The 14,926-nt window shown below is 68.3% G+C and carries 9 protein-coding genes; 5 read left to right on the top strand and 4 right to left on the bottom strand.

Translation table 11 applies throughout. From position 1 onward, the window contains the following. Nucleotides 1-52 precede the first annotated feature (52 nt). From ABZ990_RS24745 to ABZ990_RS24730, 4 genes are all read left to right on the top strand, one after another. A complete protein-coding gene (locus ABZ990_RS24745; protein WP_361235542.1) occupies nucleotides 53-2,566 on the top strand; it encodes a DUF3516 domain-containing protein in 2,514 nt (837 codons plus the stop codon). A gap of 52 nt (nucleotides 2,567-2,618) precedes the next feature. Continuing rightward, entirely contained in the window at nucleotides 2,619-3,485 is an 867-nt protein-coding gene (locus ABZ990_RS24740) for an acyl-CoA thioesterase II (RefSeq protein WP_361235539.1), read from the top strand. Between the two features lie 585 nt (nucleotides 3,486-4,070). Continuing rightward, a complete protein-coding gene (locus ABZ990_RS24735) occupies nucleotides 4,071-6,866 on the top strand; it encodes an AAA family ATPase (protein WP_361235536.1) in 2,796 nt (931 codons plus the stop codon). A gap of 320 nt (nucleotides 6,867-7,186) precedes the next feature. After that, nucleotides 7,187-8,137 (top strand): ACP S-malonyltransferase, encoded by a 951-nt coding sequence (locus tag ABZ990_RS24730; RefSeq protein ID WP_361235534.1) that lies wholly within the window; start codon nucleotides 7,187-7,189, stop codon nucleotides 8,135-8,137. A 238-nt stretch (nucleotides 8,138-8,375) separates the two neighbouring features. Here the strand turns inward: ABZ990_RS24730 and ABZ990_RS24725 are convergent, their stop codons facing one another. The 4 genes from ABZ990_RS24725 to ABZ990_RS24710 form a co-directional block, all read right to left on the bottom strand. Next, nucleotides 8,376-9,857: a PQQ-binding-like beta-propeller repeat protein gene (locus tag ABZ990_RS24725; protein WP_361235531.1), complete on the bottom strand. Its 1,482-nt coding sequence runs from the start codon at nucleotides 9,855-9,857 to the stop codon at nucleotides 8,376-8,378. A 400-nt stretch (nucleotides 9,858-10,257) separates the two neighbouring features. Continuing rightward, entirely contained in the window at nucleotides 10,258-10,488 is a 231-nt protein-coding gene (locus tag ABZ990_RS24720; RefSeq protein WP_361235656.1) for a hypothetical protein, read from the bottom strand. A 93-nt stretch (nucleotides 10,489-10,581) separates the two neighbouring features. Then, nucleotides 10,582-12,168 carry a PQQ-binding-like beta-propeller repeat protein gene (locus tag ABZ990_RS24715; protein ID WP_361235529.1) on the bottom strand — a complete coding sequence of 529 codons (1,587 nt, stop codon included), beginning with the start codon at nucleotides 12,166-12,168 and terminating at the stop codon, nucleotides 10,582-10,584. 342 nt (nucleotides 12,169-12,510) lie between these two features. Beyond that, nucleotides 12,511-14,088 carry an AMP-binding protein gene (locus tag ABZ990_RS24710; protein ID WP_361235526.1) on the bottom strand — a complete coding sequence of 526 codons (1,578 nt, stop codon included), beginning with the start codon at nucleotides 14,086-14,088 and terminating at the stop codon, nucleotides 12,511-12,513. Between the two features lie 208 nt (nucleotides 14,089-14,296). Here ABZ990_RS24710 and ABZ990_RS24705 point away from each other — a divergent pair, with 208 nt between their 5' ends. Beyond that, entirely contained in the window at nucleotides 14,297-14,596 is a 300-nt protein-coding gene (locus ABZ990_RS24705) for an acyl carrier protein (protein WP_361235523.1), read from the top strand. The last annotated feature ends 330 nt before the right edge of the window (nucleotides 14,597-14,926 follow it).

Genomic DNA, 14,926 nt, shown 5'->3' with positions numbered 1-14,926 from the left:
CAGGGCGGTGGCCGGTTCCCGCATCGGGGCGGAATCCAGGCAAGATGGGGGCGTGACCCTTATCGATCAGTTGCCGCCGACCGCCGACCCCGACGCCCTCTTCGAAGCCTTCTCGTCCTGGGCCGAAGAGCGGGGCATCACGCTCTACCCGGCCCAGGAGGAGGCGCTGATCGAGGTGGTCTCCGGGGCCAACGTGATTCTGTCCACCCCCACCGGCTCGGGAAAGTCGCTGGTGGCGGCGGGTGCGCATTTCACGGCCCTGGCCAATGACCAGGTCACCTTCTACACCGCGCCGATCAAGGCGCTGGTGTCGGAGAAGTTCTTCGACCTGTGCAAGATCTTCGGCACCGAGAACGTCGGCATGCTCACCGGCGACGCCTCCGTGAACGCGGACGCGCCGGTGATCTGCTGCACCGCCGAGGTCCTCGCCTCGATCGCGCTGCGCGACGGCAAGGACGCCGACATCGGCCAGGTCGTCATGGACGAGTTCCACTTCTACGCGGAGCAGGACCGAGGCTGGGCCTGGCAGATCCCGATCCTCGAACTGCCGCAGGCGCAGTTCATCCTCATGTCGGCCACGCTCGGCGACGTGTCGATGTTCGAGAAGGACCTGACCCGGCGGACCGGCCGGCCGACCGCGACCGTCCGCTCGGCGACCCGGCCGGTGCCGCTGTCGTACGAGTACCGGCTGACCCCCATCACCGACACCCTCACCGAGCTGCTCGACACCCGCCAGGCGCCGGTCTACATCGTCCACTTCACCCAGGCGCAGGCCGTGGAGCGGGCGCAGTCGCTGATGAGCATCAACATGTGCACGCGGGAGGAGAAGGACCGGATCGCCGAGATGATCGGCAACTTCCGGTTCACCACCAAGTTCGGCAAGAACCTCTCGCGTTACGTCCGGCACGGCATCGGCGTCCACCACGCGGGCATGCTGCCGAAGTACCGCCGGCTGGTGGAGAAGCTGGCCCAGGCGGGTCTGCTGAAGGTCATCTGCGGCACGGACACCCTCGGTGTCGGCGTCAACGTGCCCATCCGCACGGTGCTGTTCACGGCGCTGACGAAGTACGACGGCAACCGGGTGCGAACGCTGCGCGCCCGTGAGTTCCACCAGATCGCGGGCCGGGCCGGCCGGGCCGGTTTCGACACCGCCGGTCTGGTGGTCGCGCAGGCGCCCGAGCACGTCATCGAGAACGAGAAGGCGCTCGCCAAGGCGGGCGACGACCCGAAGAAGCGCCGCAAGGTGGTGCGCAAGAAGGCCCCGGAGGGCTTCGTCGGCTGGACGGAGGGCAGCTTCGAGAAGCTGATCGCCGCCGACCCGGAGCCGCTGACCTCCCGTTTCCGGGTCACCCACACCATGCTGCTGTCGGTGATCGCCCGCCCGGGCAACGCCTTCGAGGCCATGCGTAAGCTGCTGGAGGACAACCACGAGCCGCGCCGCAACCAGCTGAAGCACATCCGCCGGGCCATCGCGATCTACCGCTCGCTGCTCGACGGCGGTGTGGTGGAGCAGCTGGACACCCCGGACGCGGAGGGCCGCACGATCCGGCTGACGGTCGACCTCCAGCAGGACTTCGCGCTCAACCAGCCGCTGTCGACGTTCGCGCTCGCCGCCTTCGACCTGCTGGACCCGCAGTCCCCCTCGTACGCGCTGGACATGGTCTCGGTCGTGGAGTCGACCCTCGACGACCCCCGGCAGATCCTGGCCGCGCAGCAGAACAAGGCGCGCGGCGAGGCGGTCGCGGCGATGAAGGCCGACGGGGTCGAGTACGAGGAGCGCATGGAGCGGCTCCAGGACGTCTCGTACCCCAAGCCCCTCGAAGAGCTGCTGTGGCACGCGTACGGCGTGTACCGCACCTCGCACCCGTGGGTCGGCGACCATCCGGTCTCGCCGAAGTCGGTCATCCGTGACATGTACGAACGGGCCCTGTCCTTCACGGAGTTCACGTCCTTCTACGAGCTGGCGCGGACCGAGGGCATCGTGCTGCGCTATCTGGCGGGCGCGTACAAGGCGCTGGACCACACCATCCCGGACGACCTGAAGACGGAGGACCTCCAGGACCTGATCGCCTGGCTCGGCGAGATGGTGCGGCAGGTCGACTCCTCGCTGCTCGACGAGTGGGAGCAGCTGGCCAACCCGGACGTGGAGACCGCCGAGGAGGCGCAGGAGCGCGCCGACCAGGTCCGGCCGGTCACGGCGAACGCCCGCGCCTTCCGGGTGCTGGTGCGCAACGCGATGTTCCGCCGGGTGGAGCTGGCGGCCCTGGACCACGTGGACGAGCTGGGCGAGCTGGACGGCGAGTCCGGCTGGGACGCGGACGCGTGGGGCGAGGCGATGGACGCGTACTGGGACGAGTACGACGACCTCGGCACCGGTCCGGACGCCCGCGGCCCGAAGCTGCTGGCCATCGAGGAGGATCCGGCGCACGGTCTCTGGCGCGTCCGGCAGACGTTCGCCGACCCGAACGGCGACCATGACTGGGGTATCAGCGCGGAGGTGGACCTGGCGGCCTCGGACGAGGAGGGCCGGGCGATCGTCCGTGTGACGTCGGTCGGACAGCTGTAGCGCCGCGCCGGGCACTCCGCCGGGAGGCCGGGCGCTCCGGGAGGAGTACGAGGTGACCAATCCCGCCGAGGGACTCGTGGATCTGCTCGATCTGGAACGGATCGAGGTGGACATCTTCCGCGGGCAGAGCCCGCAGGAGTCGTTGCAGCGGGTCTTCGGCGGGCAGGTCGCCGGCCAGGCCCTGGTGGCGGCCGGACGGACCGTGGAGGACGGGCGGCCGGTGCACTCGCTGCACGCCTACTTCCTGCGGCCGGGCCGGCCGGGGGTGCCGATCGTGTACCAGGTGGAGCGGGTGCGCGACGGCCGTTCCTTCACCACCCGGCGGGTCACGGCCGTCCAGGAGGGGCGGACGATCTTCACCCTGACGGCCTCCTTCCACCGGCCCGAGGAGGCCGCGTTCGAGCATCAGCTGCCGCCTCGGCACCTCACCGATCCGGAGAGCCTGCCTCGGCTCGCGGACGAGATCCGCGACCATCTGGGGGCGCTGCCGGAGGCCCTGGAGCGGATGGCGCGCCGCCAGCCGTTCGACATCCGGTACGTGGACCGGCTGCGCTGGTCGCCCGAGGAGGTCCGGAGCGCGGATCCGCGCAGCGCGGTGTGGATGCGGGCGGTGGGGCCGCTGGGCGACGACCCGCTGGTGCACACCTGCGCGCTGACGTACGCCTCCGACATGACGCTGCTCGACGCGGTCCGTATCCCGGTCGAGCCGCTGTGGGGACCGCGCGGATACGACCTGGCCTCGCTCGACCATGCCATGTGGTTCCACCGGCCGTTCCGCGCGGACGAGTGGCTCCTGTACGACCAGGAGTCACCGATCGCGGTGGGCGGCCGGGGTCTTGCCCGGGGCCGTATCTACAACCGCGAGGGGCAGCTGATCGTCTCCGTGGTGCAGGAGGGGCTGTTCCGCAAGCTGGGCTGACCCGCGGTGCCACCGGTCACCGGTCACCGGCGGTCGGCCCGCGCCGCGTGATGCGACGCTCCGCGGGCCGGGCGTCACGACGTTCGCGCCGAGGACGAAGCACGTACGTGGTGTCCTGCCGCTGGTCGCGCGCCGGGAGTTCCACGCGCTGCCCGACCCGCGCACCCGGTGGCGGGCCCGGTGGAACTTCCTCCCCCTGGGCACCACCGGCTTCGGCTCGGGCCCGCTGATCGCCGACGCGCATCCCGAGACCGAGACCGGCGCGCCCGGCCCGACCGACCGGCTCCCGCACCACCACCTCGGCCGCCGGTATCACGCTCGCCGCCAGCAGCTTCCGCGGACCGCTCGCGGTGCTTCGCGCCACGGCCCTTCCGGCACCTCGCCGGCCACTACCAGAACCAAGCCGTCCAGGCCCACCGCCGCCGGAACAACGTCACCGCAAAACGGCAACACGAACCCACGACGAAGATCACGATCTATGCATCGCTGTGTACAACATCCATCTCACCTTGGCATGATCAATCTCATTGACTCCGCAGAGTCACACGGGTTGCCCAGTACAAGGCGGGACCATGCCTTGTGCCAATGCGCGTGGGGGGCTTGATGGCACCGGTTGATCATTCTATCGCTTTCGAGCGGTTGGATTCGATTTTCAGCGAAAGCTGGGAGGGCAGAGGCCAGCTGGCACTCATACGAGGAGGTCCCGGATGCGGCAAGACGGAACTGCTGCGCACCTTTATGCAGCATGCCGCGGCCATGGGCGCTCTGTCGGTAAGCGCTACGGCATCCCGGGTGGAAAGCGAACTGCAGGCCGGTCTGATCGACCAGTTCCTCAGGAGCGTCGAGCTGCCCGCGGGGACCGCCAAGCGAGTGGATCGGTTGATCAGCCTCGGAATGCGCAGGGAGCGCGGAGGCTCGGGCTTCGGCAAGATCCTGCAGCACACTGCCCCGATGGTGCAGGAAGTATGCAGAATCCTGCTGGCTCTTTCCCAACCGCGGCCTGTGGTGATCGCGGTGGACGATGTCCAGTTCGCGGACCACGCATCCCTGCAAATCCTCTTCTATCTGGCTCGGCGGATACGGTCCGTGCGCGTCCTGATCGTGCTCACGGAGTGGGACTGGACGCAGTCCACCACGTCGTCGTTGAGGTCCGAGCTGACCAGGTGCCCGTACCACTTGATCGACATCGGGCCGTTGTCGGACAGGGCGACCGCGGACCTGGTGACGCGATCGCTGGGCAGTGAGACCGGCGCCGAACTCGCCGCCGACGTCTACCAGTTGACCCGAGGCAATCCGCTGCTCGTGAAGGCGCTGATCGAGGATCACAAGCGAGCCGAGCGGGAACAAGGCGTCACTCGACAGGCCGATCGCGACCAGTCACCGGCCGTCGATACCGGCTTCGGCGAGGCGATCATAGGATGCCTGCACCGTTGGGGCGGTCCAGTGCTGGACGTCGCTCAGGGCATCGCCGTCTTCGGCGACCAGAGCGACCCGGAACTGATAGGCCGTCTGGTGAACGTGCACCGCAACGATGCCGAGCAGGCCATGCGCACACTGCGCGCGGCGGGCCTGTTGACGGACCGCCGTCTGCCGCACCCGGTGGCCGAGACCGCGGCGCTCAGCCCCTTCGATCCCTGCGAGCGCTCCGCGCTGCACCTGCGCGCGGCCAAACTGCTCTACCAGCGGGGAGCGGCGGCGATCGAGGTGGCGCGGCAGGTCATAGCCGCCGACCAGGTCCCCGACGTGTGGGCGACCACGGTGCTGCGCACCGCCGCGGAACAGGCCCTCGCCGGAAACGACGTGGCGATGGCGGTCCGGTGCCTGGAGACGGCGCTGTACGGAGCGGTGGACAAGGAGGACCGGCTGGCCATCACCACGTCGCTGGTCAGAGCACTCTGGCGGGTGAACCCCTCGGCGACGGCACCGTACATTCCAGCGCTGCAGGCCGCTCTGTACGACGGAACACTGCCGGCGCGGGACGTGGTGTCCGTGGTGCGGTACTCGGTGTGGAACGGGGACACCTCGACAGAGGAGTCCCTGTGGCGTGCGTTGTGCGGCTCCTCCTACTCGGACGACATCAAGCTCTCCGTCGAACTGCGTCTGGCGTACCAGTGGTACTACGGATCGGAGCGTGGCCGGTTCGGCGGCTCGAAGACCGCGATCGCCATCGGCGCGGAGCCGTGGAGCCGGGCGGCCGACCACTTGGAGGCAGTCTGGAACCGCGAGGAGAGCGACACCGCGACCGACAGCGCCGAGCGGATCCTGCGGAGCTGCCGGCTCGGGGACTCCACCGTGGAGGTGGTCGCGTTCGCGGTACTCGTCCTGGCCAGGGGCGACAAGCTGGAGCGCGCGAGCTGGTGGTGCGAGCAGCTGCTCGAGGAGGCGCAGCACCACGGTGCGGTCGTCTGGCAGATGCTGCTGGGCAGTCTCAGGGCGATGATCTCCCTGCGGCGCGGAAAGGTCCTGGTGGCCATGGCGCAAGCCGAAGAGGCACTCGGCCTGCTGTCCGCGCAGAACTGGGGAGTGATGATCGGCTGCCCGCTCGCCACCCTGGTATCGGCCTACACGGCGGCGGGCAGGTACGACGCCGCTGCGGCGCTGTTGCGGCAGAAAGTGCCCGAGTCGATGTTCGGCACCGTGCACGGGCTGCACTATCTGTACGCTCGCGGTCACTACCATCTGGCGACCGACCGGGTGCTGGCCGCGGTCAGCGACTTCCAGCAGTGCGGCCGCTTGATGCAGGAGTGGTCTCTTGACATCGCGTCACTTGTTCCGTGGCGCAGCAGCCTTTCCGAGGCGTACCTGAAGCTCGGTCGCACCAAGGTGGCGCGCGATCTGGTGCAACAGCAGTTGAAGAGCACCAGGACACTGGACAGCCGGGTCAAGGGGATCTCCCTGCGGGTGCTCGCGGCATGCAGCGATCTCTCCCAGCGGACGGCGCTGCTGCGCCAAGCGGTGGAGTGCCTGGAGACGGCGGGCGACCGCATCGAGCTCACCCGTGCCCTGGAAGAGCTGAGCGAGGTCTACCAGCAGCTCAACGAGTTCGACCGCGCCAGGTTGCTGGCACGCCGGGCGGCACAGGAGAGCAAGGCGTGTCACTCCGGTGCGCCGCCGATGCACCGGCCTTCCGCCGACCATTCCCCGGAACCGCATCAGGCGCCCCCGAGGCCCCCTCACACGGAGGCCCCGGACGCGCCCGTGCTGAGCGACGCTCAGCGCCGGGTGGCCGAACTGGCCGCACTCGGACACACCAACCAGGAGATCAGCCGTCGGCTGTACATCACGGTGAGCACGGTGGAGCAGCACCTGACCCGGGTCTTCCGCAAGCTCGGAGTGCAGAGCCGCAACGACCTGCCCTTGATCCTCAGCGACGTGTCCTGACCGTGGTGCCGGGCGTGTTCCTGCCCGGCACCATGGTCGGGGAGGATCCGAGTCGCACGCCCGGCGCCGAGGGACATCCCTTGGTGCCGGGTTCCTTCCGTGGCCTGGCCGATCCCGGCGGGGCGGCCCCGGTCGGCTCGGCCGGCTCCTCAGGGCTCGAACCGCGTTCCTACCGGTCCGCGCCCTGAAAGGGGAACCCGGCATTAGGGGGTGTTAGGGGTGCCCCGGCCAGGGCAGGAACGAGATCCTTGCGGCGCAATGGAGTCGGTGGGCCTTTCGGCCGGTCGATCGTCGTCGCACGCGAGCGAGGACTCGGACAAATGAATGAACAACAGCGGTCGGACGCGGCGATGGTATTCCCCGGCATGGGGCCGTCGAACTTCGCGGACGTGGCCAAATTCATGCTGATCAACCCGATCGCCCGAAAGCTGGTGGCTACCGCGGACGAGGTCCTCGGTTACTCGCTGGTCGACCGTTATCGGCAGACCGAGGGCGAATACTCGGAGTACGCGCAGATCGCTTTCGTGGTGAACTGCGTGGCCCTGGGCCAATGGGCTCAGGACCGTATGGAGATCACGCCGAAATTCGTGGCCGGCCCGAGCTTCGGCGGCCGTGCCGCCGCGGTGCATTCCGGCGTGCTCAGCTTCCCGGACGCGGTCCGGATGACCGCCCGTCTGGCCACCTGCATGGACGATTACTTCGCTCGTGAGCACCCCGACCTTGTGACGCATTCCTTCGTACGGGTCCCCGGCGAGAAGCTCACCGAGGTATTGCGGGAACTCGAGGACCAGGGCGAGTGGTACGACATCTCCTGTTACATCGACGAGGACTTCTTCATGGTCACCCTGCGCGAGAGCGCACTGGAGTGGCTCACCCGGCGGCTGCGTTCGCTGGGAGGTCTGTCGCTGTACACCATGAAGCCGCCCATGCACTCGCATGTGTTCGGCCCGCTGCGCGATCAGGTGGAGAAGGAGATCTTCAGTGAGCTGACCTTCTCCGACCCCCTCCTGCCGGTCGTCGCGGACCAGGACGGCACCGTGCTCACCACGGGCACCGGGGTACGCGACATGCTGCTCGACGGGTTCGTACGCCCGGTGCGCTGGCCCGACGTGGTGAGATCCCTGATCGATCTGGGTGTCGGTACGATCCACGTCTCCGGGCAGGACGGCATGTTCAGCCGGGTGCCCTGCACGACGCGTAACTTCGAGGTGGTCTCCATCAACCCGAGGATGGCCATGCAGCCGGTCCGCCGGGGTACGCCGGCCGCCTGAGAGCCCGTAGGGGTGTCTGTCGGCCGCCGGGCCGATCGCCTCGCGCTTCAGCCGGTCGACACGTCTTGCCAGCGGCGGACGTGTCGACCGGCTGAAGTCGTGTCCGGGCTAGTGCGGGGAGGGACACTGGCTCCCGCCGCCCCGCGCCACATGCGGAGCGGGGCGGCGGGAGCCGGAACGAAACGGGGGCCGGTGCGTGGCACCGGCCCCCGTCGTCGTGGACGGACTGGCGATCAGATCACTTGCCGTCCACCGAGAAGGCGTAGAACGTGCCCGTCGTGGTGCTGCCCGTCACGCCCGGGATGTACCCGAACCTCGAGTAGCCGTTGCCCCAGTAGACGGTGCCGTCCACCACGGCGGGACCCGCCATGGAGGAGTACGGACCCTTGAAGTCCCACAGGACCTTGCCGGTCGCACCCTCGATGGCGTACATGTGCCCGCTGGTCGAGCTGGCGTAGAGCACATCGTTGGCCGCGGTCAGCGCGCCCCAGGCAATGCCGTCGGACGGGTCGGCGATCTGCCACAGGATCTTCCCGGTGGCCGGGTCGAGCGCCGCGAACGAACTGCCGCTGGTGGTGGTGCCATCAGCCATCGTGTAGGTCTTCTTGTCGAAGTTCGCCTCGTTCAGGTAGATGCGCTTCCCGTCATAGGCGGTGCCCCACATGATGCCGCCGATCTTCCCGCCGGGGGCGGGAGCGGCGCTCCACACGACTTCGCCGGTCTTCGCGTCGAGCAGCCAGTACTCGCCGGTCTTCTGGCCGGCACCGATCACCAGGCGTTCGACGCCCTTCTGACGGATCGTGAACAGATGGGAGCCCTCGCCGAAGTCGTAGTCGGGGCCGACGCTGGCCGGGCAGTTCTTCGGCGGCAGGCCGGGGACGCAGGCGGCGTTCCACGCGTCGAAGAGCCGGGCGCCGGCGGCCCACTTGATCTTGCCGTTGCGCATGTCGAGCGCCAGCACCGAGTCGATGTGGTTGTCCTCCGAGTAGCACTCGTGAGGCTTCTTACCGGTGTTCTGGCACTCGGTCACGCTCTGCGGGACGTGGTAGTTCTGGCCGGTGGTGAAGTAGATCGTCCTGGTCCTGGGGTCGATGGCCGGGGTACCCCAGATCGCGCCACCGCTGTAACCGCCGGGCTTCCCGCCGTTGTCGGGCACGGTGTACTGACGCCACAGCACCTTGCCCGTCTTGGCGTCGACGGCGTTGGCGCTGCCCCGGAAGGTGCAGCACGGGTAGTCCGGGTCGCCCGCGGCCTGGGACTCCGACGAGGAGACACCCTGGTAGACGACGCCGTCGTGGACGACGGGCGCCTGGGTCAGGGCGGCCTGGGAGTGGCTGTCCAGGTTCCTGGACCACCGCAGCTTGCCCGTGGTGGTGTCGATCGCCATCAGGATGGCCTTGGTGGCGTCCCCGATGTACAGGGTGTTGCCGACGACCGTGGGGCTGGTACGGGAGAGCGAGCCCTCGTTCCCGGTGTAGTCCGAGACGCGGTGGGACCAGATCTTCTTACCGGTCTTGGCGTCGACCTTGTGCAGGTAACCGCCCCAGTCGGGGAAGTAGACGGCCTTGCCGACGACCGCGGGCGTCGCCGAGACGTCACCGTTGGTGGTGTACGTCCACTTGACCGCGAGCTTGTGGGCGTTCTTGGGGTTGATCTTGGTCTCGTCCGGGTTGGACCGGGTGTTGGCCAGGTCGTGGCCGTTCGTCGACCAGTCGGCCATCGCGGCCCGGGGAGCATTCTCGCCTTGGCCATCGCTTTCCGCGGTCGCCGACGGTGCGGCACCGAGACCGACTCCCAGGATCAACGCGGACGACAGCACCAAGCCGCTGCCCCAACCGGAATGGCTACGAAGACGGCGACGCATGGCATCATTCCTTCATTCGATGATGATGTTGACTGCCTTCGTCCTGGTGGAGCGGGTGAGGGCCCGTCTGTCCATAACGTCGGCAGGTGTGGGACGCGGTCTGCCGCGAGATCCGCACACGGGGGCTCGTGCCGACGTGCCGGGCATGAGCTCTGCCTCGGTGCGAGCGTTCGAGACCTGTCCCGAACCAGAAACTAACGATGCGTGCCGTGGGTGACATCCCCTACGGACCCTTAGGGGTCACGCGTTCAAACCCTTAGCCTCGAAGTTTCGTGACGGTCCGCCGACGGACGGTGCTCACGAGCCGTCCGGCCGCGGTGAACAGGCGGAGGTCGAGTTCGGCGATCGGCCGTCCGGAGGTGTCGGCGGCGAAGCGAGTCAGTCGCATACCGTCCGTGCCGGTGAGCCTCAACTGGGCTCCGGGGTACGACTGTTCCTTCCTGAGGATCAGCCGCATCCCCTTGGGCCGGCCAGGCCGCGAAGTCATGGGTGCCGCCCGCGGAGTCGGTGCCTCTACAGCGAAGAAGGGGGCCGGTGCATGGCACCGGCCCCCGGGTAAGAGACCCACTCAACCGTCAGTTCACTTGCCGTTGACCGAGAAGGCGTAGAACGTCCCCGTGGTGAGGCTTCCGGTGGCGCCGGCGGCGTCCTTCATCCGCACATAGCCGTTGCCCCAGTAGACGGTGCCGTCCACCACGGCCGCGCCGGCGTTGGGCGAGTACGGGGCGAGGTGGTCCCAGAGGATCTTGCCGTTCGCCGCGTCGATGGCGTACATGTGCCCGCTGGTCGAGCTGGCGTAGAGCACACCGTTGGCCACGGTCAGCGCGCCCCAGGCGAGTCCGTTCGTCGGGTCGGCGATCTGCCACAGGGTCTTCCCGGTGACCGGGTCCAGCGCGGCGAACGAACTACCGTTGGTGGTCGTGCCGTCGGGCAACTGGTACGGGAGCTTCTTGGAGTTGGCCTCGGCCACGTAGATGCGCTTGCCGTCGGTCGCGGTGCCCCACTGGATGCCGCCGAGGTTGCCACCGGGGGCGAGAGCGGCGCTCCACACGACTTCGCCGGTCGTCGCGTCGAGCAGCCAGTACTCGCCGCTCTTCTGGCCGGCGCCGATCACCGAGCGCTTCTTCCCCTTGACGTTGATGGTGAACAGGTGAGCGCCCTCACCGAAGTCGTAGTCCGGGCCGGGGTTGGCCGGGCAGTTGTTCGGCGGGAAACCGGGGATGCAGCCGGTGTTGAAGGCGTCGAAGAGCCGGGCGCCGGAAGTCCACTTGAACGCGCCGTTACGCATGTCGAGCGCGAGCACCGAGTCGATGTGGTTGTCGGACGCGTGGCACTCGTAGGGCTTGTTGCCCGCGTTTTGGCAGTCGTTCACGCTCTGCGGCACGTTGTAGTTCTGACCGGTGGTGAAGTAGACCGTCTTGGTCTTGGGGTCGATGGCCGGGGTGCCCCAGATCGCGCCACCGCTGTAACCACCGGTCTGCCCGCCGTTCTCGGGCACGGTGTAGTGGCGCCACAGGACCTTTCCGGTCTCGGCGTCGATCGCGTTGGCGCTGCCCCGGAAGGTGCAGCACTTGAAGTCCGCGTTCAGCCCGAGCTCCGACTCCCGCGAGGAGACGCCCTGATAGACCACGCCGTCGTAGACGACCGGCGACTGGGTCAGGATGGCGTAGGGGTGGCTGTCCACCTGGGTGGACCACCGCAGCGTGCCGGTGGTGGCGTTGATGGCCAGCAGGTGGGCCCCGGAGGTGTCACCGATGTAGACGGTGCCGCCGACCACGGTGGGGTTGGACCGCGAGACCGAACCCGTGATCCCGTTGTACTCCGAGACGCGGTGGGACCAGATCTTCTTCCCGGTCTTGGCGTCGACCTTGTGCAGGTAACCGCCCCAGTCGGGGAAGTAGACGGCCCCGCCGGCGACCGCGGGCGTCGCCGAGACGTCACCGTTGGTGGTGTACGCCCACTTGACCGCGAGCTTGTCGGCGTTCTTGGGGCTGATCTTGGTCTCGTCCGGGTTGGACCGGGTGTTGTACACATCGTGGCCGCCGGTCGGCCAGCTACTGGCGGAGGAGTTCCCGGTGTCCTCGTTGTTCTCGGCGGACGCGGGCTGGCCGACGGGAATGGCGACGCCCATGGCCAACACGGACGACAGCACCAGGCCGCGGAGCATGCCTGGACGGTTGAGAAGACGGCGATGCACAGCATCATCCCTTCGATCGATGAGATTCGACTGCCTTCGTCTTGCTGCCGCGGGCAGACAGCCCGGCGATCGCAACGTCGGCAGGGACGGACACGATCCGCCACGAATCCCCGCACCGGCCTCGTGCCGTCATGTCGGCACGGTGAACCGCCTTGGTGCGGGCAGGCATTGATCATGCCGCTGAGAACCTAAGGGCGTGAGCCCCGAACGTCCTCCCCCTACAGCCCCCTAATCGAAAGGCCCCCATGACGGTGGTCGGCACGCCGGTCCCGCGTGCCGACCACTCGGTGTGCTGCCGCGCGCCCAGCGCGGTCAGGCCGTTCCCGCCGATCCGGTCCGCAGCTCCGCCGCGTATGCGGTGAGCCGCAACCGGTCGATCTTCTTGTTGGTGTTGAGCGGGAACTCCTCGAGCCGGTGGTAGTGGCGCGGGATCATCTGCTGCGGGAGCGCCTGCGCGAGGCGGGCGGCGAACTCCCGCGTCGGCGTCTCTTCCCCGAGGTAGAAGACGAAGAGTTCCGTACTGTTGGCGACCGGGACGCCGACCACCACGGCGTCCACCACGGACGGGCAGCCCCGCACGGCATGCTCGATCTCCGCGAGTTCGACCCGGTATCCCTGCACCTGGACCTGGGCGTCCACCCGGCTGAGATAGATCAGCTCACCGCCCTCGATCCTGCGTACGCGGTCACCGGTGCGGTACCAGAGGCGGGAGTCGTGCTCGAGGTACTTGCCCTTCCCGTCCTCGGGGTCGAGGTACCCGGCGGAGACCTGCGGGCCGGCGAGCCAGAGCTCGCCCTCGGTGTCCGAGGGCTCGCCGTTCTCGTCGAGCAGCAGTTCGGCGTGCCCCTCGTGCAGGTGGCCGAGCGGCACCACGCCATTCACGCCGAGCCCGGGCGACACCTCGGGAGCCCACCGGTGCCGATGGGTCGTGATGGTCATCTCGGTGGGTCCGTAGACGTTGATCACAGCCGAGCCCGGGGCCGCACGCTGCCAGTCGTCGGTGTCTCGGCACTGCAGCGCTTCCCCGCCGAAGTAGGTCCAGCGCAAGGACGGCATGCTTCCGGGAGTCAGCCGCCCCGTCCTGCGGGCCAGGGCGATCACGCTGGGCGCGGAGAACCACACCGTGATCCCGTGCTCGGCGATGAAGGCGGGCAGGTCCAGATAGGCATGCGGGGGGACCGAGACCAGCGGGGCGCCGACGCCCCAGGCGCACCACAGGTCCGATACCGCGGAGTCCCAGTTGAGGTTGGCCGCCTGGGAGAAGACGTCGGCCGCGGTGAAGTCGTACCAGGCGTCCATCAGGCCGAAGTAGTGAGCCATGTTGCCGTGCGTCAGGCGCACCCCCTTGGGACGGCCGGTCGATCCCGAGGTGAACAGCACGTAGGCGACGTCCGACGCCTCCGTGGAGCGCGGCTCCGCCAGCGCGTCGCGCGGATCCACCTCGATCCGCTGGAACGCCCCGCCCGCGTCCGGCCCGAGTCCGGGGGCCAGAACCCTCAAGTCACACTCGACAGAAGGTAGTTCGGCCAGCTCGGGGAGCACCTTGGCGCCCTGTTCGTCCACGATCACGGCGGAGACGTCGGCCGCGGCGAGCATCGGGCCGAGCTTCCCCGGCGGGAAGTCGGCGAGCAGCGGCACCACCGGAACGCCGGCGTAGAGGCAGGCCAGGATGCCCACGTACGCCCGTATGCTGCGCCCCGCGAGGACGCTCACCGCGCGGGGCGGCCCACCGGGCGAGGCGAGCAGGGCCCCCGCCCAGGCCAGCGCCGTCTCATGCGCCTGCTCGTAGGTCACCGTCTCGTCCGCCACGCGTACCGCGACGCCCTTCGGCGACACGGCCAGCCCGCGCAGGAAGCGGGCGTGCAGCGCGCTCTGTGCCAACAGGTCCATCTCGTTCCTCCCCGCCGGACAGCCACACCGCGGACGTATGCGTTTCGCACGCGTCGGCCGAAAGCGACCCGGTGGCATCCCAGAATAGAATTCCGGCGTCTTCAGTTTATTTTCGGCCGAGCCTCTGTCAATGGTTCGCCTATGACCGGGCAAGCCGGGCCGCGGGGCCACGTTGACATCCTCGGGATTCCGGCGGCATCATGCAGGCATGCCTGATGAAATCGCCATATCGGAAAGCACTAACGCCACGGCCGCCCCCGACCGGGACGACCAGTTCGAGGCCATCCTACGTAAATTCATCCCTTTTCTTTCGGCCGGCGAGCCGCTGACCGACGATGCCGTACTGCGTGACCTCGGCCTGGACTCGATGGGCACGGTCGAACTCCTCGCGACGCTGGAGAGCACCTACGGCGTGCGCTTCAAGGACGACGCCCTGAACATGGAGAACTTCGCGAACCCCGCCATCCTGTGGCAGACGCTGACCCGGTCCACCGAACCGGCTGCGTGAGCGAACACCAAAGGACCGGTCCGGGCCTGCACAGCCCGGACCGGTCCTGCTTTATTTCGTCATTTGTTTTCCGGCATGAAAAGTAAGCCCCCTCGCTCTGCTTTCCGTGGGCCGGATTCGTGCGGGGCCTTTTCGGCACGGAATCGCCCGCGTTCCGGCCCGCGGTCCCGGACGTCTCGAATTCCGTCCGTCCGAACGGATTCCGCCGGCACCTCGAAAGACGCGTTTCCCGCGGTGGGGGGGGGGGCGGTCGGGCGAGAGCACCCTCCGGGCCCAGAGCAACAAAGCCACGGTAAATACGAGCGTCATCAAGACCATCGACTAGCAGAA

Origin of the sequence: Streptomyces sp. NPDC046203, assembly GCF_040646255.1 — a bacterium.
Lineage (GTDB): Bacteria > Actinomycetota > Actinomycetes > Streptomycetales > Streptomycetaceae > Streptomyces.
The sequence above is the reverse complement of the archived record's forward strand: the minus strand, read 5'-3'. Positions and strand labels throughout refer to the sequence as shown.